The 18606-nt window shown below is 41.5% G+C and carries 14 protein-coding genes; 4 read left to right on the top strand and 10 right to left on the bottom strand.

Annotation, left to right across the window (positions count from 1 at the left end; translation table 11 throughout):
- Window positions 1-2 precede the first annotated feature (2 nt).
- Together FTU05_RS00195 and FTU05_RS00190 are read left to right on the top strand one after the other, a co-directional pair.
- Window positions 3-1229 (top strand): efflux RND transporter periplasmic adaptor subunit, encoded by a 1227-nt coding sequence (locus FTU05_RS00195; protein WP_180163869.1) that lies wholly within the window; start codon window positions 3-5, stop codon window positions 1227-1229.
- Complete coding sequence (locus tag FTU05_RS00190; RefSeq protein ID WP_180163867.1) at window positions 1219-4374, top strand: efflux RND transporter permease subunit; 3156 nt, start codon at window positions 1219-1221, stop codon at window positions 4372-4374. Before FTU05_RS00195 ends, FTU05_RS00190 begins: the two co-directional genes overlap by 11 nt.
- A gap of 104 nt (window positions 4375-4478) precedes the next feature.
- On the opposite strand, the gene FTU05_RS00185 is transcribed toward FTU05_RS00190, so the two are convergent.
- Together FTU05_RS00185 and FTU05_RS00180 are read right to left on the bottom strand one after the other, a co-directional pair.
- Window positions 4479-5177: a DUF1826 domain-containing protein gene (locus FTU05_RS00185; protein WP_180163865.1), complete on the bottom strand. Its 699-nt coding sequence runs from the start codon at window positions 5175-5177 to the stop codon at window positions 4479-4481.
- Between the two features lie 138 nt (window positions 5178-5315).
- Window positions 5316-5552: a VF530 family DNA-binding protein gene (locus FTU05_RS00180; protein WP_003651786.1), complete on the bottom strand. Its 237-nt coding sequence runs from the start codon at window positions 5550-5552 to the stop codon at window positions 5316-5318.
- 364 nt (window positions 5553-5916) lie between these two features.
- Between FTU05_RS00180 and FTU05_RS00175 the strand changes: the two genes are divergently transcribed.
- Complete coding sequence (locus tag FTU05_RS00175; protein WP_180163863.1) at window positions 5917-7251, top strand: ISNCY family transposase; 1335 nt, start codon at window positions 5917-5919, stop codon at window positions 7249-7251.
- A 308-nt stretch (window positions 7252-7559) separates the two neighbouring features.
- Here the strand turns inward: FTU05_RS00175 and FTU05_RS00170 are convergent, their stop codons facing one another.
- The 7 genes from FTU05_RS00170 to FTU05_RS00140 form a co-directional block, all read right to left on the bottom strand.
- Window positions 7560-8897 carry an MFS transporter gene (locus tag FTU05_RS00170; protein WP_180008152.1) on the bottom strand — a complete coding sequence of 446 codons (1338 nt, stop codon included), beginning with the start codon at window positions 8895-8897 and terminating at the stop codon, window positions 7560-7562.
- A 201-nt stretch (window positions 8898-9098) separates the two neighbouring features.
- On the bottom strand, window positions 9099-10130 hold the full coding sequence (locus FTU05_RS00165; protein WP_257228803.1) for an enoyl-CoA hydratase/isomerase family protein: 1032 nt from the start codon (window positions 10128-10130) through the stop codon (window positions 9099-9101).
- A gap of 17 nt (window positions 10131-10147) precedes the next feature.
- On the bottom strand, window positions 10148-10921 hold the full coding sequence (locus FTU05_RS00160) for an enoyl-CoA hydratase (protein WP_180163861.1): 774 nt from the start codon (window positions 10919-10921) through the stop codon (window positions 10148-10150).
- 79 nt (window positions 10922-11000) lie between these two features.
- Window positions 11001-12128, bottom strand: coding sequence for an acyl-CoA dehydrogenase family protein (locus FTU05_RS00155; protein ID WP_180163908.1), 1128 nt, complete (start codon window positions 12126-12128; stop codon window positions 11001-11003).
- A 120-nt stretch (window positions 12129-12248) separates the two neighbouring features.
- Window positions 12249-13904, bottom strand: a complete 1656-nt coding sequence (locus tag FTU05_RS00150) for an AMP-binding protein (RefSeq protein WP_180163859.1) — start codon at window positions 13902-13904, stop codon at window positions 12249-12251.
- An 80-nt stretch (window positions 13905-13984) separates the two neighbouring features.
- Window positions 13985-14887: a 3-hydroxyisobutyrate dehydrogenase gene (mmsB, locus tag FTU05_RS00145; protein ID WP_180163857.1), complete on the bottom strand. Its 903-nt coding sequence runs from the start codon at window positions 14885-14887 to the stop codon at window positions 13985-13987.
- Window positions 14888-14902: 15 nt separating this feature from the next.
- A complete protein-coding gene (locus tag FTU05_RS00140; protein ID WP_180163855.1) occupies window positions 14903-16420 on the bottom strand; it encodes a CoA-acylating methylmalonate-semialdehyde dehydrogenase in 1518 nt (505 codons plus the stop codon).
- 163 nt (window positions 16421-16583) lie between these two features.
- Here FTU05_RS00140 and FTU05_RS00135 point away from each other — a divergent pair, with 163 nt between their 5' ends.
- Entirely contained in the window at window positions 16584-17465 is an 882-nt protein-coding gene (locus tag FTU05_RS00135) for a LysR family transcriptional regulator (RefSeq protein WP_078193328.1), read from the top strand.
- Between the two features lie 170 nt (window positions 17466-17635).
- Here the strand turns inward: FTU05_RS00135 and FTU05_RS00130 are convergent, their stop codons facing one another.
- Window positions 17636-18568: an IS5-like element ISAha3 family transposase gene (locus tag FTU05_RS00130; protein ID WP_004812228.1), complete on the bottom strand. Its 933-nt coding sequence runs from the start codon at window positions 18566-18568 to the stop codon at window positions 17636-17638.
- Window positions 18569-18606: the final 38 nt, after the last annotated feature.

Below are 18606 nucleotides of genomic sequence, written 5' to 3'. Positions count from 1 at the left end.
ACATGAAAATTAAACAAGATGGAAAAATTTCACAGCTTTTGATGATTGCAGTTTTGATTGGCTTAACGCTGATGCTGTGTACTGCTATTTGGTTAAGTACAAACAAATCCGATGCAGATAAAACTGAGAGTGAGGGAGAGCATAACGAGGCTAATGATAGTGATGCTGAAGCAGAACACGCAGAAGAAGGTGAACTTCAGCTTAGTGCTCAGCAAATGGTGGAACAAGGAATTAAAATTACGACTGCGGAAAATGGTCTGGTCGAAAATATTATTCAATTGCCGGGTAAATTGGCCGTCAATACAGATCAGCAGGCACATATTTCCCCAAATTTTAGCGGACATGTCGAGCAAGTCAGTGTGGCACTCGGTCAAACCGTACAAAAAGGGCAAACTCTAGCTGTGCTTTCTGTGCCTGAATTAATTGATCAGCAAGCTAATTTGCGTATGGCAGAAGCCAATTTAGATTTGTCTCGCCAAGATTATCAGCGTGAGCAAAAGCTATGGTCTCAAGGGATTTCTGCCAAACAGGACTTTCAGCGTGCTGAAAATGCCTATCGTCAGGCTCAAATTAGCGTACAGTCGACACAATCGCGCTTGCAAGCTTTGGGCGCGAATAGCGGTCAAAACGGACGATTTATCATTCGTGCGCCTATTGCAGGTGTAATCAGTCAAAAAGATATTGTTGTAGGTGAAAATGTGCAATTGGCAGATCAATTGTTCACCATTGAACAGCTAAAAGATTTGTGGCTAGAATTTAACTTAACTCATCAATATTCCGCACAATTACAAACGGGTCAAAACGTCTCTTTCAAAATCAATGGCTCAGATCAGCTCTATAGCGCAGAGGTACAAAGCCTGACGTCAAAGGCAGATGTGCAAACGGGACGCTTGGTGGTACGTGCCAAATTAAAACAACAATCTGCTGAGCTTCGCCCGAATGTGATGGTCAACGTGCTATTGGCTGATTCAGGTACTAAAAAAGCATTACGGGTGCAAAAGTCCGCCGTGCAAAGTATTGAGGGTCAAGACAGTATTTTTATTGTTGAATCTGAGCTAAAAGGCCAAGTGCATTTAAAAGCACAAGCGCTAAAACTTGGACAAGCATCCAGTGATGGGCAATGGCTAGAAGTGATTTCGGGTCTTGAGGCAGGGCAAAAGTATATTTCCCAAGGCAGTTTTTTACTGAAATCTGAACTGGAAAAAGACGAGGCTGGCCATGAACACTAATTCAGAGAACCCGAACACAGATTTACCAAAGCCAGAAGGTCTATTCGAACGCATTATTCAGTTTTCAATTCAAAATGCAATTTGGGTGATGCTGTTTGTCTGCACATGGATTGCCGTCGGGATTTACAGTTATCAAAAACTGCCGATTGATGCAGTACCTGATATTACCAACACCCAAGTGCAAATTAATACGCAGGCCAATGGCTTTACAGCGTTAGAAGTTGAACAGCGGATTACTTATCCGATTGAAAATGCGATGGCAGGTATTCCAGATTTGGAGTTGACCCGTTCTATTTCCCGTTATGGCCTGTCACAAGTCACGATTGTCTTTAAAGACGGTACGGATATTTACTGGGCACGTCAGCAAATTAATCAGCGGGTACAGGAAGTTCAGTCGTCATTGCCAGCTCAGGTTTCTCCGACGATGTCGCCAGTTTCGACAGGTTTGGGCGAGATTTATCAATGGGTGCTGAAAGCAGAACCCAATGCAAAAAAAGCAGATGGTACGGCATATAGCGCGATGGATTTGCGTGAAATTCAGGACTGGATTGTGCGTCCGCAATTACAGCGTGTACAAGGTGTTGCCGAGGTCAACAGTATTGGTGGTTTTAATAAAACCTACGTGGTTTCACCTGATTTAAACCGCATGCAACAGCTGAACCTGTCATTAGAACAATTACAGCAAGCGCTTACAGAAAATAATGAAAACCGTGGTGCAGGATTTATTGAGGAAAATGGTCAGCAGTTAACAGTTCGAGTGCCGGGAACCTTAAATACCATTACAGATATTGAAAACACGATGATTGACAGCCCAAACGGCAGTCCAATTCGGGTGGGTGATATTGCACAAGTATCGATAGGGCATGATTTGCGCACAGGTGGTGCAACCTATAACGGCGAAGAAACCGTTTTAGGTATTGCCATGATGGCCATGGGGCAAAATAGCCGAACTGTCTCGAAAGCTGTAGATGCCAAAATTAAAGACATTCAAGCCAGCTTACCCAAAGGGGTAAAAATTGAAACAGTGTATGACCGTACCATATTGGTAGAGAAAGCCATTAAAACCGTTCAAAAGAACTTGGTTGAAGGCGCAATTCTGGTCATCATCATTTTATTTATCTTTTTAGGTAATATCCGTGCCGCCTTAATTACTGCCTGCGTTATTCCACTATCCATGCTGTTTACCTTAACCGGTATGGCACAAAAGAATATCAGCGCGAACCTAATGAGCTTAGGCGCGCTTGATTTCGGGATTATTGTTGATGGTGCAGTGGTGATTGTTGAAAACTGTATACGACGTTTAGCCCATGCACAGCAAACGTTGAAACGTCCATTAACGCAAAATGAACGCTTTAAAGAAGTCTTTTTGGCTGCTCGTCAGGCACGCCGTCCGCTGATATTCGGTCAGTTGATTATTTTAGTGGTGTATTTGCCAATTTTTGCTTTAAGTGGTGTAGAAGCAAAAATGTTCCATCCGATGGCATTAACTGTGGTATTGGCACTTGTGGCGGCGATCATTCTGTCTATTACATTTGTACCTGCTGCTGTAGCGCTTTGGGTAAAAGGTGAAATTAAAGAAACAGAAAGCCGTTGGATGACTTGGCTGAAAAAGCAGTATCTTCGAATATTAAATACAGCCTTTCATTACAAGGCTGTGGTAATGACTTTTGCACTGTGTTTACTGCTCATTACTGGGCTTTTAAGCACTAAAATTGGCAGTGAGTTTGCACCACAGCTGAGTGAAGGTGATTTTGCAGTTCAACTGATGCGCTCTCCTAGCACTGGTTTAGAAGAATCATTAAGAATGCAGGAAAACGCTGAGAAACTGCTGTTGAAAAAATTTCCAGAGATTCAGGCTGTATTTGCTCGTACAGGTACAGCAGAAGTGGCAACCGATGTAATGCCTCCGAACATTTCCGATGGTTATATTATGCTTAAACCACGAAATGAATGGCCGAACCCTAAAGAAAGTGTGGATGAACTGCGTGCCCGTATGGTGGCTTATGTGGCTACGATTCCTGGCAATAACAGTGAGTTTTCCCAACCTATTGAACTGCGCTTTAATGAGTTGATCTCAGGTGTGCGTAGTGATGTGGGCGTTAAAATATTTGGCGATGATATGCAAGTGCTCAACACAGAAGCCACTAAAATCGCCAAAATTATGCAGCAAGTTGCGGGGAGTAGCGCCGTAAAAGTTGAACAAACCGCAGGATTACCTTTATTAAATATTGAAATAGATAAGGCTTTGGCTGCGCAATATGGTTTAAGTGTTAAATCTATACAGGATACTGTGGCAGCCAGTGTAGGCGGACAAAGTGTAGGGGAGATTTTAGAAGGCGATCGCCGTTTTGACTTTGTTATTCGTTTAAATGATCAAGATCGTAATGTAAGCACGATTTCACAACTCCCGTTAAAGTTGCCAAATGGTGGCAGTATTGTACTTTCAAATGTTGCCACAGTGTCTAATGTAGATGGGATCAATCAAGTCAGCCGTGAGAATGGTAAACGCCGTATTGTAGTAACTGCCAATGTTGAAGGCCGTGATTTAGGTTCTTTTGTGGCGGATATGCAGGCTCAGCTGAAACAATATGCATTACCAAGCGGTTATTGGATTGAATATGGCGGTCAATTTGAGAACCTTGCATCTGCCAAAGCAAGAATGCAAATTGTCATTCCTTTAGCACTACTGACCATCTTTATTTTATTAATGGCAGTATTTCATAATGTGAAAGAAAGTCTGCTGGTCTTTACTGGCGTACCCTTTGCTTTAACCGGCGGTGTACTGCTTCTTTGGTTTAGGGATATTCCACTTTCGATGTCGGCGGGTATTGGTTTTATTGCGCTCTCAGGTGTTGCTGTGCTGAATGGTCTAGTCATGCTGACCTTTATTAAAGAACTGAGGGAAAAATATCCATTACATGAAGCCGTATGGCAGGGCGCTGTACTTCGATTACGCCCAGTACTGATGACCGCCTGTGTTGCCTCTTTAGGTTTTGTACCAATGGCTTTGGCAACAGGTACAGGTGCAGAAGTACAACGACCTTTAGCGACTGTGGTGATTGGCGGTATTCTTTCTTCCACCTTACTGACCTTGGTGCTATTGCCCGTGCTCTACCGCTGGCTTAATACAGCTCGATCTAAATAATCTAGACTAATCAATCAAGATTAAAACGATATGGCATTACCCCATACGATTCATTCATTAGACAGAATGGATCGTATGGACTCAAGATCCATCAATATTTAAAATCAGCAAATCAGCATAAGCCGATACTCACCTGAATTTTCAACAGGTGCGCGGTGTACACAAGGCAAAACTTGCTGTGTAGGATGATCCACCGCTAAACGCCAAAGATGACCATTGCCTAGATTTACAGGCACAGCATTTTCTTTGAGCTGATAATGTAAATCAAAAAAATATTCCGCTAAAAAGTCATCAAATTCTGAGACAGGACCATCGTATAAAGCTTTGAGTTGCTCTCGTATTTCAGGAATTAAGATTTTTTGTGTGACGTGATCATTTGGCACAATATCACTAGCGGCACCATAGTAAGTGCATAAAAAGGTATCGGTAGCGATAGGTGATCGATCGACATGAAAGGAATAAACATCGGTTGAGATGAAATCGAATTCATCATCTCGTTCATAACATTTGAGCAAGTTCAACGAAGGTGATGCACCAAATTCTGTTAATTGTTGCAGATCATTTAAAATAACTTCTCTGGCTAAATAGCCTTGCGATGAAAGTGTTAACTTCATCAGATCTTTTACAGAAACTTCGGTAATATTTTCGATAAGTTCTAACTTTTCAACTATTTCTTTAAAATCACCTTGTAAGCTACGTTGCCAGCAAAGCGCATTCATTTGACCGCTAAAATGACTGTGAATCAATTCAGAAAATGTAGTGACTACACCAATTTGAGGATGCTGGGAAAAAGGATTGCTCATAATAAGGGTCAAAATAAATCGAAGGCGAAGATACAGTGTGCAAGGAACAGCTAGAAGGATTCAGTCGTTTATTTTATCTTAAAACATAAACTGCTAGGTAATGGCTATAAAAGATATCTGAAGTTGGTTTTTTGATCGTTACGATTTCTGTTTGGCTTTTTGGCGTAAGACATACAAATATAAGCTTTCTACTTTTTCACGTGCCCATGGTGTAGTGCGTAAGAATCGTAATGATGATTTAACACTTGGATCGATGCAAAAACATCTAATTTCAATTTTACGACTTAAGCCTTCAAAACCACCGTAGTAATCTAATAATTCATCCAAAATATCAGCAAGTTTTTTGCCATGTAAAGGGTCATTAGAGGCGTTCATAATAGATCAATCATATTTTGGGAAGCCATCATTATAACCTGAGTGAGTTGAAAAAATGAGAGGGTTTGAATTTAAACATCAGGAACGTCAGATTCGCCAATTGATAAGATTCTGATTTCGGCATAACGTATATTATGTTCATTAGCGTACTCGGCATCGTGAATATAATTTTACTAGGATTCACGATGTCGAGCTGTAGCACCAACTGAGGTTGCGTAGGCTACAGTCTTGGATATGCTATTTAACATAATATATATTATACGAAATAGTATTGTTAGAACCCATTTAAAGTGTCTATATTCTCACCAATAAAAATGTCTAGTTTATGATGGTTTTTATCACCATGGACTGGATATAAATATAGATGCTGATCACTATGTCTGACAAAGAAATTCAACGGCTTGCAGTTCTGCAAGACGTTCGAGATCATCGTATTACCCAGGTCCGTGCTGCTGAAATCCTAAATCTTTCCACCCGTCAAATTACCCGGTTATTGCAGAAGCTCAATCAAGATGGTGTCTCAGGTATGGCACATGCCAGTCGTGGTCAACCTGGCCATCGTCGCCATGATGACTTGTTAAAATCAAAGTGCCTTTCCATTATTGCTGAACATTTGCTGGGCTTTGGACCCACCTTGGCGCATGAGAAGCTCAGCAGCATGTTTGACCTGAATATCCCGGTAGAAACGCTTCGGCGCTGGATGACGGCCAATGACCTGTGGATTCCGCGATCCAAGCGCCTGAAGCGTCCATATCAGCCACGTTATAACCGGGATTGCTTCGGTGAACTGATCCAAATTGATGGCTCATATCATGACTGGTTTGAAGGTCGAGCTGCAAAATGCTGCTTGTTGGTTTATATCGATGATGCTACTGGAAAGCTGTTGCATCTGCGCTTTTGTGAGGCTGAAACGACCTTTGACTACATGCTTTCAACCCGAGCCTACATTGAACAATACGGCAAACCTCTAGCCTTTTATAGCGACAAACATTCGGTATTCAGAGTTAATCAAAAATCCAGCCAAGACAGCAAGATCACGCAATTTGGGCGGATTCTGAATGAGTTAAACATTGATATTATCTTCGCCAACTCCCCACAGGCGAAGGGTCGCGTAGAGCGAGCGAATAGAACCCTTCAGGACCGTTTGATCAAGGAGATGCGCCTGGAAGGCATCTGTTCGATTGCAGAAGCAAATGCCTGGTTGCCCTGCTTTATTGAGCAGTTCAATCAGAAGTTCGCCAAATGTGCGCGAAACTCAAAGAACCTGCATCGTCCATTAACCGAATCTGATCTTGAACTGGATGATATTTTTACCTGGCAGGAACCGCGTAAGGTCACCAAGAACCTGACGATTACCTATGACAAATGTATTTATCTGCTTGAACCGACAGAGCTGAATCATAAGCTTGCTGGGCAATACATTGCATTTCTGGAGTATCCGGATGGCACTGTGGCCCTCATGCATGAAGGACGAAAGCTCAACTACAGCATCTTCAATAAATTGGCTGGGCTACAGCAAAATGAGATTGTTGAGAATAAACGGTTAGGTTCAGTCCTGGCGCATATTCAACAGCAGCATGAAGAACTAGAAAAACAGAATAAACGTTCCCGGGCCAAGAAAAGTATGCCAAGTCGTAAAGCTCAGAAAGCTGTTGTTGAACAAAGAAACTTAAATCCTGTGCTTGACTCTTGTGGTTAAAAACAGGACATTTTAAATGGTTTATCGCATAGACATTTTAATTGGTGAATAACAAGTATAATTAAGACTTTGATATTTAATATTTTTTAATTTATTGGTGCTTAAATCTTTCATCTGTGTAACAAACTTGATTTGTTGCTCTTACACATCAAACATATTTTGTGCCGCCAAGATCCTACGCAATACTGACAATATTATTTGTCCTGCTACAATCCTCAGACAAGAAAAAAGCCATAACAACGATTGCTATGGCTAATTCACATTAATTTCTATATTTAAATCAGCCTACTGTTTACCTGATTTTTGATTTATGAAGATTTAATTTCTTTACTGCTAAATGCTTTTGTTTTTTGCTCTATTTGATCCGGCTTTAAAAATGATGACGCAATAATCGCAATCACTGCAAAGCCTGAAATATAGGCAATAATTAAATTGGGGCTTCCATCACCAATACTCAACAATTTCGTCGCGATTAATGGAGCTAAACCACCACCTAGCACGCCTGCAAATTGAACTGAGATTGAAATACCGCTATAACGTATTTCTGCTGGAAATTGGCGTGAAAATAACTGTGACTGCGGCGCATACATCAAAGGAAAAACTACGCCAATACCAATCACAATGGCCGTCCAAACCAATACAGGATCCTTGGTATTTAACATTGCAAAAAATGGATAGCTGTATAAAGCCAGTACGCATAAACCAAATCTGAACATGTTTTTTTGCCCAACTTTATCAGACAAATGCCCAAAAATTGGCGTAATGACCATGATGACCGCAGCACCACAAATCGTTGCAAACAAAATGTCTTGTCTAGGAATATTTAGCTGTGTGGTTGTATAGGCTAAAGCAAATGTCGATGCTAAATAGAACCAAGCATTTTCAGCAGCTCGAGATAAAATAATCGTAATCAACTGCTTAGGATGATTTTTAAACACTTGTTTTGCTGGAACTTTAATTGTTTCGGTTTGAGCTTTAACTTTTTCAAAGTCTGGTGACTCAGGCACTTTCACTCGAATATACCAACCTACAGCCAGTAAAATAATGCTGGCTAAAAATGGCAGACGCCAACCCCAGCTAAATAGTGCTTCTTCAGGCAACATTGAGACTAAGCCTAAAGCTACCGAAGCGAGCAATAAACCACCACCTGTACTGGCTTGCGGTAAACTTCCCCAAAAGCCTTTTTTACCCGCTGGCGCATGCTCTACCGCCATGAGGACTGCTCCGCCCCATTCTCCACCCATGGCCATGCCCTGTATAAATCTTAAAATAATTAAACAGACCGTTGCCCAATAACCAATGGTTTCGAAAGTCGGTAACAACCCAATCATCACCGTTGGAATACCCATCAACATTAGTGTGACCAATAACATTGATTTACGACCAATTTTATCGCCAAAATGGCCAAAAACAATGCCACCGAGTGGACGACCAATAAAGCCTACAGCATAAGTAGCAAATGCTGCCAATACGCCCGTTAACGGATCAAGATTTGGGAAAAAAAGTCGATTGAAAATGAGTGCTGCGGCAGCACCGTAGATAAAAAAGTCATACCATTCGATGGTTGTACCCACCATACTGGAAATACCCGCTAAACGATGCGAGGACTTGGCTGGTGGAGCTGTATTTCCCTGTACATTTTGCATTGCTATCTTCCTTATTCTGCAAGATATTTCTATGTTGCATTTTCACGATGCCTGGTTTATTTGATGATTTTCTTCTTGAAAATCAATATTTTTAGATCTTATATGTTTAATTTACGTTGAGTCACTTGTTCATATCGAATAAGAAATTAAGTATGAATATTGACCAATGGTTTGAATCGTTAAAGTTTTTTAAATCACTCATTAAATAGATATTTCCTCCATTATTTTGTCTAAAGCCGGACTAGACTGTTGCCACTTTGGCTGTTTGTCTTTATCCACAATTAATGCGCGCACACCTTCGACAATATCGCCATGTTGAAACCAAACGTCTTGTAAATGTCGTTCAATTTGCATGCATTGCTTCAGTGAAAGACCACGACCTAAATGCTGGAGTTGTAAACTGATTCTTTTCGCGATTGGAGATCGTTGTTCCAAGGTATTGCGTATTTTTAGCGCCCACACTTGAGCATCATTATGCTGTTCATTTTCAAGACTATTTTCAATGGCATCAATGCTCTCAAAACCAAAATGCTTACGAATTAAATCTGCATTTTGACTAAGTTCACTTTCCGCTGGTCGAGTAATATATTTCGCAATCAATTGTTCAATATTTTCCTTGCTTAGTTGCTTGGAATTTCTTAATTCTTCTTCTAATTGAACAAGTTGCTCACTCGGAACATGGTAGTCAATCAAATCTAGATACAACGCATCGCTGGCACTGATTTGATCGCCTGTAGTTGCCATATACACACCAATATCATCTAAACGTGATAAAAAGTGTGTCGCAGCCACATCTGGGAAAAATCCAATGGCAGTTTCAGGCATGGCAAATTTTGATTTTTCGCTACTGATAAGCACATGACATGCTTGCGCCAAGCCAAATCCACCGCCAAGTACATAGCCATCGAGTATGACTATAATGGGTTTTTCATACGCACGAATGCTATTCAGCATTTCATACTCAGCTTGAAAATAAGCTTGATGTTCTTCTTTACCATTCATATAACTATCATAGAGATAACGAATATCGCCACCTGCACAAAATGCTTTAGGACTATTTGAGCGAATAAGTACAGCATGAATATTAGTTTGATCAGCCCATAGTGCTAATTGCTGTTGAATCCCTTGAATCATTTCCAAAGACAAGGCATTTAAACTTGCCACGCGATCTAAACTGATTTGGCCTAAATGTCCATGTTCTTCAATCATTAAGTTATTTGTACTCATATCCATATCATCCTTTTTTATTTTTAATTGTTTTTAAAATTGGCTTGGCGCTTTTCAACAAATGCTTGCATGCCTTCTTTTTGGTCTTGTGTTGCAAAAATCGAATGGAATGTTCTGCGTTCAAAACGCAAACCTTCTTGCAAACTGACTTCAAATGCACGGTTAATTGACTCTTTGATCATCATGGTTGCCACCACAGATTTTTCGGCTATATTTTTAGCAGCATTTAAGGTTTTTTCGACTAGCTCCTCTTTAGGGAAGACTTGAGCAACTAAACCACTCTGCTCTGCTTCTACTGCGCCCATTTGTCTCGCAGTTAGGCACATTTCCATAGCTTTTGCTTTACCAATAGCAAGCGTTAAGCGCTGTGTCCCACCTATCCCGGGAATTACTCCCAATGTCACTTCTGGTAAACCGAATTTTGCATTGTCGGCACAGTAAATAAAGTCACACATGAGTGCTAACTCACAGCCTCCACCCAACGCATAACCACTGACAGCTGCAATTAAAGGTTTACGGCGCTGAGCAATTCGATCTGCCAGATGAAAAAAATCATCCAAATAAATATTCGGAAAACTCAGTTCAGCCATTTCTTTAATATCTGCACCAGCGGCAAAGGCTTTTTCTGAACCTGTAATAACCATACAACCGATAGTTGGATCTCGATCTAAATCATCTAAGGCTAAATTAAGGTCTTGAATTAATGTGCTATTTAACGCATTTAAGGCCTGAGGACGATTTAAAGTAATAAGTCCAACACCATTGTTTTTTTCGAGCAGAATCGTTTCAAATTGCATGTGAGATCCCTATATATATTCAATATTTATGAGTAGGCTTCATATCTGAAGCCTTGTCGTTTTAAATGTCTTAAAGACGTTATAAGCTACGGGCAATTACTAAACGTTGAATATCACTCGTACCTTCATAGATTTGGCAAATACGCGCATCACGATATATACGTTCTATCGGTAAATCTTTGAGATAGCCATAACCACCAAAGACTTGTAATGCTGCGGAGCAAACACGCTCAGCCATTTCAGACGAAAAAAGCTTGGCCATAGACGCTTCATTTAAGCAAGGTTGCCCTGCTTCTTTTAAACGTGCCGCGTGATAGACCAATTGGCGTGCGGCTTCTATTTCTGTTGCCATACTTGCCAATCGGAACGCAACTGCCTGATGTTCAAAGATCGGCTTTCCAAAAGTAATACGCTCTTTGGCATATCGCGTTGCTTCTTCTAATGCTGCTCGTGCAAGACCAACTGCTTGCGCCGCTATACCAATACGACCGCCTTCTAGATTTGATAAGGCGATTTTCAAACCTTCACCTTCTTTTCCTAACATTAGGCTTTCATGCACTCGCACGTCTGTGAGTGCGATTTGGCAGGTATCTGAGGCATGTAATCCAAGCTTTTCTTCAGTACGAATCACTTCATAGCCGGATGTTTCTCTTGGGACAATAAAAGCACTCATGCCTTTTTTCCCTGCACTTGGGTCAGTCACAGCAAAGACAATAATGACCCCTGCATTATGTCCAGAGGTAATAAACTGCTTAGCACCATTAATCACCCATTCATTACCATCTTTGACTGCACGAGTTTTAATGGCAGCAGCATCTGAACCCGTATGCGGCTCAGTTAATGCAAATGCCCCGATCATTTTGCCTTGTGCTAAAGGCACTAAATATTTCTGCTTTTGTTCTTCTGTGCCAAATTTAGCAATAGGAACACAGCCTACCGAGTTATGTACACTCATAATAGTTGAGGTTGCTCCATCTGCCGCGGCAATCTCTTCTAAAGCCATAACATAGGCAAGATTACCTGTATCTGAACCACCCCATTCATCTGATACCAGCATGCCCAATAAACCCAGTTCACCCATCTGTGCTAAAGCCGCTTTGGGAAAGGTACCGTTTTTATCCCATTCAGCCGCTTGAGGTTTAATTTGTTCCTGTGCGAAACTGCGTGCCATGTCCTGAATTAATAATTGTTCTTCGGTAAATTGCATCTTATCTTCCTGTACATCAATCATTTGCTTTCATCCAGTTTGAAAATGACTAAAACTGAATGAAAGCTTGATTTTGATCCTGATTGTTCGGCATTCATTTAGGGTTAATCGTTACGTCATTTAACTTGCATGCTGCGTGGATTGTTTCGCAATCTCTTGATTTCTTAATAAGAAACGCTGAATTTTTCCACTTGGAGTTTTCGGTAGTTCTTGAACAAACTCCACCAATCGTGGATAAGCATGTGCAGATAAGCGCTTTTTCACAAATTGCCCTAGCTGCTCCGCTAATTCTTCTGACGCTGTGACATGCTCAGCTAAAATTACAAAAGCTTTTACGATTTCTGTCCGATCTGGATCAGGCACACCAATGACCGCAGCTTCAATCACTGCATCATGCTCAAGTAAAGCGCTTTCTACATCGAATGGCCCGATACGATAACCTGATGTTGTAATCACATCATCATTACGACCAACGAAGCTCATACTGCCATCTGCGTGTATTTCTGCGGTATCACCGGTGAGGTAATAATGCTTTACAAAGGGTGACTTACGACTTTCTTTATAGCCACCAAACCACATCATCGGTGATTGACTGATATCGACAGCCAGTACTCCTGGCGTTCCTGCAGCTAGCTCTTGCCCTTGTTCATCAACAACCGCCACGCGATATCCTGGACTGGCATAACCTGCGACACCTGCGCGAATATCATGTTGTAAACCATGGTGATTACACACCACCATACCAACTTCAGTCTGACCATAATGGTCAAAGATCGGTGCATCTAGGACTTGTTTAAACCAGCGGAACACTTCAGGATTAAGCGGCTCTCCAGCACTACTCACGACTCTAAATTTACCTTTGAGTTTTGCCATTTGTTCAGGATCAGCCGCCATCATCATCCGATACGCTGTCGGTGCGCCTGCAAGGTTTGTTACTTTGTAGTCATCTACGATCTGACACAAACTATCAATGCTAAAACCACCTTCGTAAAAGAGTGTTGCATGTCCAAGTAAAAGTGGCCCAGTAATTCCGTAATACAAACCATAAGCCCAACCCGGATCGGCAATATTCCAAAACGAATCATCTTCACGCAGTCCTACCGCATTTTTCATATATTGACCAAAAGCGATTAAGGCTTTGAGCGGGACTTCTAAAGGTTTTGCAGGACCTGTAGTACCTGAAGTAAACATCAAAAGAAATGGATCATTAATGCTCTGTAAGACAAATTCACAATCTGTAGACTGTGCGTTTACTTCATCCCAAAAGTTTAAATCTCCCTGTTGTATCCCTTGACCCGCTGGATCTGCAACAGTAACGATTTGAGGACAATGTGCAACTTCATCTAATTTACTGCGATTACCAACATCGCTAATCACCAATTTGCTTTGTGCAAGGTGTAAACGATGTTCAATGGCTTTGGGGCCAAAGGCGGTAAATAGCGGTTGATATACAGCACCTATTCGCCAAGCCCCTAAAATCACCACAAGTAATTCAACTGTACGAGGTAATAAACCCGATACACGATCACCCTTTTGCACACCCTGTGACTTTAAAAAATTGGCAAATTGGCTCGACCACTGTTGCAGCTCTGCAAAGGTATATTGTTCTTTCCGTCCATCTTTGCCTTGCCAATACAGTGCAACCTTATTTTGATCAATCGCATGACGGTCGCAGCATTCATAACATGCATTTAATTGCTCTAAAGAGCCTGATAACATTTCTTTGGCAGCATGATTTAAGTCAAATGCCTTTGCAACATCTTGATAATTCGACATCTTCTCTACCTCAGTCTCAATTTATTGTTATTCCGACACGAGTGTTAGTATTGTTAGCCATCCCTAGGCTAGTTTGGTGTTCAATGCGTTTCTTCAGCATTCTTAGGTAAATATTGTTGCACGATGCTTGAAAAATCTAAGTGTGCATTACCTTGTAAACACAGCTGTTGATACATCTGCTGAACCAGTCCACCTAAAATAATCGGCTGTTTGACTTGTCCTGCGGCTTCTACAGCCAATCCTAGATCTTTCAACATCAACTGAGTTGCAAAACCATCGGTATAGCCACGTCCCGCAGGTGCATTTGCTGAGATACCCGGCCATGGATTACATACATCCGAACTCCAGCAACGTCCACTCGAACTATTCACCACACCCGCTAAGGCTTGAGGATCAATTCCCAGACGCGCACCGAGTGCCATACCTTCAGCAACGGCTGCCATGGAAATACCAAGAATCAAGTTATTGCAAATTTTCGCAATTTGACCTGCACCCACATCACCACAATGCACAATGTTTTTACCCATGTGGCCCAATACCGCTTTGGTTTTTTCAAAGGTTTGATCATCCGAACCGACCATAAAGGTTAATGTACCTGCCTGAGCACCAATAGTTCCGCCTGAAACAGGTGCATCACAGATTTTTATCTGATGTGCAGCACCCGCCTCGGCTATGTCCTTAATGGTTTGCGGATCAATGGTACTGCTATCGATACATAAGCTTCCTGCTTTCATTACCGCCAATACACCATTTTCTCCCAAGTACACCTCTTTGACATGCTTGGCAGCAGGCAACATGCTAATCACGACATCTGCTTGTTTCGCGGCATCTTGTGGGCTTTGGCAAACGATGCCACCTGCTTCAGTAAAATGCTGAATCGCAATTTCGCTTAAGTCGAAACCGTAAACCGTAAAACCTGCTTTGAGTAGGTTTTGAGCCATTTTTCCGCCCATGTTTCCTAAACCGATAAAGGCAATATTCATCCTTGAACTCCTAAATTAACGTAGGTTAATGGTGGTATTCACTTCACCTTTTTCTTGTGTATCTTCGAACCAACGACTGGTGATGGTTTTGGTTTGTGTATAGAACTGAACTGCTTGCTTACCATATGGACCTAAGTCACCCAGTTTTGAACCACGCGATCCTGTAAAGCTAAAGAAAGGTACAGGTACAGGAATTGGAATGTTGATACCCACTTGACCAATATCGATATCGCTTTGGAATGTACGTGCGACTGCACCGCTTTGTGTAAATAGTCCGACACCGTTGCCAAATGGATTGGCATTAATCAATTCAATCGCCTGCTCCAGAGTATCGACATGAATAATGGCTAATACGGGTCCAAAGATCTCTTCGGTATAGATGCGCATATCGGTTGAAACTTGATTAAAAATCGTTGCTCCGACAAAGTTTCCTTGCTCATAGCCGATGACTTGAACATCACGACCATCCAGCAGCAACTCCGCACCTTGCTCTACACCGCTTTGAATTAAATCCAGTACACGTGCTTTTGCGCGAGGTGAAATAACTGGGCCAATATCGGTATTCGGCTCATGCCCTGCATTGACCTTCAGCGTTTTGGCTTTTTCAACCAGTTCATTGACCCATTCTTTACTTTCACCAACCATGACAGCAACCGACAAAGCCATACAACGCTGACCTGCCGCACCAAATGCTGCACCAACGAGGGCATTTAAGGTTTGTTCTTTATTGGCGTCTGGCATCACCACCACATGGTTTTTAGCCCCCATCATCGACTGCACACGTTTTCCATGCTGTCCTGCAAGGTTATATACATGTGTACCAACAGCTGTAGAGCCCACAAATGAAATGGCCTTAATAGCTTGATGTGTGCATAAACGATCAACAGCGTCTTTACCACCATGCACTACGTTCAATACGCCTGCTGGAATACCGGCTTCAATCGCAAGTTCTACAAGCATCATGGTCGATAATGGATCTTGTTCAGATGGCTTTAAAACAAAGGTATTTCCACTGACAATGGCCATTGGGAACATCCACAGTGGAATCATCGCAGGAAAGTTAAATGGCGTAATTCCTGCACATACACCCAAAGGCTGTTGCAAGGTATAGGTATCCACACCACATGCCACACCTTCTATATATTCGCCCATTTGAAGTGTGCCAACCGAACACGCATGCTCAACGACTTCTAAACCACGTTGAATATCACCCTCAGCATCTGCTAGCGTCTTTCCTTGCTCAGCAGTCAGTACATGGGCAATGTCTTTCATGTTGCTACGGATCAGATCTTGTAGTTTCAGCATAATGCGCATACGTGCTTGTACGGGTGTTAAGCGCCAAGTCTTAAACGCCTCTTGCGCTGAAGCAATCGCTGCATCCACTTCTTCCATAGTCGCCATTGGAACACGACCCAAAACCTCTTGTGTTGCAGGATTTAAAATGTCTTGCCACTCTGTAGTGTTTGACTCTACAAATTTACCGTTAATTAATAATTTAGCCGTTGCTGACTGAATATTTGACATTGTGTTCATGACCTCTCCATAGGCACTTATTGTTTTGTACTGACTTAGAAAATATCCAAAAGCCTTATATTTATATTTTCCAATTCAATTCAAACTAGCAAAGAAAATTTTGACTACCAATAGAGATTCACGCACGATTGATGTGCAAATATGCACAGGGATGACAATAACAATGAAAGTAGATTGGGATCATTTACAGTATTTTTTGGTTTTGGCTCGTGCGAAAACCCTAACCAATACCGCACGTATTATCGGTGTTGAGCACAGTACGGTTTCTCGACGTATACATGCGCTAGAACTGGCTTTAGGCACGCCATTATTTAAACGTGAAGCCACAGGTTATGAGCTTACCTTAGAAGGTTTGGCACTGGTTCCTCGCGTTGAACAAATGGAACAGGCCTTTTTACAAATCGAAAAACCCAACCAACCTATGCAAGGTCGTGTGCGAATTGGCACACCAGAAGGGTTTGGAACAGCATTTTTGACACAGCTCTTGGCAGAATTGTCCAAAAAATACCCCTTGCTGACTATCGACCTTATTCCTGTTCCGAAAATGATCAAACTTTCACATCGTGAAGCAGATATTGTTATTTCAATTGATCGACCGAAATCAGGACCTTATATTATTACTCGACTAGCAGACTATTGTTTAAAGATTTATGGCAGTAAAGAATACTTAAAAAACACGCAACCCATTCATACATTAGAAGATTTAAAATCACACACTTTTGTGAACTATATAGATGATTTGGTCTATAGCCCTGAACTGTATTGTTTAGAGCGTTTACCTATTCAGCTCAATGCCAACTTTAGAAGTAGTAGTATTTTGGCGCAACAAATTGCCGTGAGTGCGGGTGCAGGATTGGCAATATTGCCCAAGTTTTTGGCAGAGGAAAAACCCGAATTAGAACAAGTCTTGGCGCAAGATGTTCGTTTTGTGCATACCTTTTGGATGCTGACCTTAGTCGATTTACAACATGAGCCGCGCATTAAGCTGGTCTGGGACTTTTTGAGAAAAAGAACCGATCAATATCATAGTTTATTAATGGATTAAGAAATGAAGCTACCTTCCAAAAGGTAAATGACAAATAATCTGAGATTCATTTTCTTAGTTAAATCATAATTTTTTTGTTTTCTTGATATTTAATCTCAGCTTGCGTTGTCATATAAGTGGCTTTGTTGCATAAACATTCAAAAGCTGAGTTCTCCCCAATCCATTCAAATTTAAGACACAACTTGGGTGCGAGGTCTACCTAATTCCGTAAATCTATTCAGAACTGCCACACGCGCATGAATTTCATTGACCTGACTTTGAAAATGTCTTGCCGTCAGCCTATCACCTAATAATTTGATGCAATGCATCTTGGTTTCCACCAAACTACGACGGTGATAACCCGACCATTTTTTCCATAGGGTTCTGCCTAAATGTTTAACCGTTTGAAGTAACTCATTTCGTTCTATTGAACTTATTTTAGAATCTTTCCAGGGCTTGGCATTCTTTCTGGGTGGAATTACTGCATGTGCTTGACGATCTGAAATCACTTTTCTGCAGCACTTCGTGTCGTACGCGCCATCGGTATAGACAGAATCTATTCGCTCATCTAGTGGAATTTGATCCAGTAAATCACCTAGTACTTGTGAATCACTGACATTATTTGTAGTAAGCTGAACGGCACGTATTTGCAGTGTTTCAGCATCTATACCAATATGCAGTTTACGCCATTGCCGACGGTATTCAGGCTGATGTTTTTTACGCTTCCATTCGCCTTCACCTAAAAACTTTAAACCCGTAGAGTCGACAAGTAGGTGTAACCCATCATGACTTTTCTGATAGCTTATCGCAATATCAATATGCTTTTGTCGTCTACAAAGGGTGGAGTAATCTGGTGCTGTCCAATTCAAGCCACAGAGTTTAATCAGGCTTTGAACAAAGCCAGTAACCATACGTAAAGAAAGACGGAATAGAGATTTGATCATTAAACAGCATTGAATCGCTGTATCGGAATAAGTTTGATTTCGTCCTTGCTTGCCTTGTGGTTGTGCATACCATTGCGTCTTAGGATCAAACCAGATTGAAATATTTCCTCGCTTGATTAAAGCTTGGTTATACGAGGACCAATTGGTTGTACGATAGATTTTAGGTGTAGGCTTCTTCATCTGGAAATTATATTACTGAAGAAGCCTTCAAGAATAGC

Source organism: Acinetobacter sp. YH12049 (assembly GCF_013419875.1).
Taxonomy (GTDB): Bacteria; Pseudomonadota; Gammaproteobacteria; order Pseudomonadales; family Moraxellaceae; genus Acinetobacter; species Acinetobacter amyesii.
The sequence above is the reverse complement of the archived record's forward strand: the minus strand, read 5'-3'. Positions and strand labels throughout refer to the sequence as shown.

Excerpts from the sequence above, each read along its gene's own strand:
- FTU05_RS00195 (WP_180163869.1), top strand. The coding sequence starts at position 3 with ATGAAAATTAAACAAGATGGAAAAATTTCACAGCTTTTGATGATTGCA.
- FTU05_RS00190 (WP_180163867.1), top strand. The coding sequence starts at position 1,219 with ATGAACACTAATTCAGAGAACCCGAACACAGATTTACCAAAGCCAGAA.
- FTU05_RS00185 (WP_180163865.1), bottom strand. The coding sequence starts at position 5,177 with ATGAGCAATCCTTTTTCCCAGCATCCTCAAATTGGTGTAGTCACTACA.
- FTU05_RS00180 (WP_003651786.1), bottom strand. The coding sequence starts at position 5,552 with ATGAACGCCTCTAATGACCCTTTACATGGCAAAAAACTTGCTGATATT.
- FTU05_RS00175 (WP_180163863.1), top strand. The coding sequence starts at position 5,917 with ATGCTGATCACTATGTCTGACAAAGAAATTCAACGGCTTGCAGTTCTG.
- FTU05_RS00170 (WP_180008152.1), bottom strand. The coding sequence starts at position 8,897 with ATGCAAAATGTACAGGGAAATACAGCTCCACCAGCCAAGTCCTCGCAT.
- FTU05_RS00165 (WP_257228803.1), bottom strand. The coding sequence starts at position 10,130 with ATGGATATGAGTACAAATAACTTAATGATTGAAGAACATGGACATTTA.
- FTU05_RS00160 (WP_180163861.1), bottom strand. The coding sequence starts at position 10,921 with ATGCAATTTGAAACGATTCTGCTCGAAAAAAACAATGGTGTTGGACTT.
- FTU05_RS00155 (WP_180163908.1), bottom strand. The coding sequence starts at position 12,128 with ATGCAATTTACCGAAGAACAATTATTAATTCAGGACATGGCACGCAGT.
- FTU05_RS00150 (WP_180163859.1), bottom strand. The coding sequence starts at position 13,904 with ATGTCGAATTATCAAGATGTTGCAAAGGCATTTGACTTAAATCATGCT.
- mmsB (WP_180163857.1), bottom strand. The coding sequence starts at position 14,887 with ATGAATATTGCCTTTATCGGTTTAGGAAACATGGGCGGAAAAATGGCT.
- FTU05_RS00140 (WP_180163855.1), bottom strand. The coding sequence starts at position 16,420 with ATGAACACAATGTCAAATATTCAGTCAGCAACGGCTAAATTATTAATT.
- FTU05_RS00135 (WP_078193328.1), top strand. The coding sequence starts at position 16,584 with ATGAAAGTAGATTGGGATCATTTACAGTATTTTTTGGTTTTGGCTCGT.
- FTU05_RS00130 (WP_004812228.1), bottom strand. The coding sequence starts at position 18,568 with ATGAAGAAGCCTACACCTAAAATCTATCGTACAACCAATTGGTCCTCG.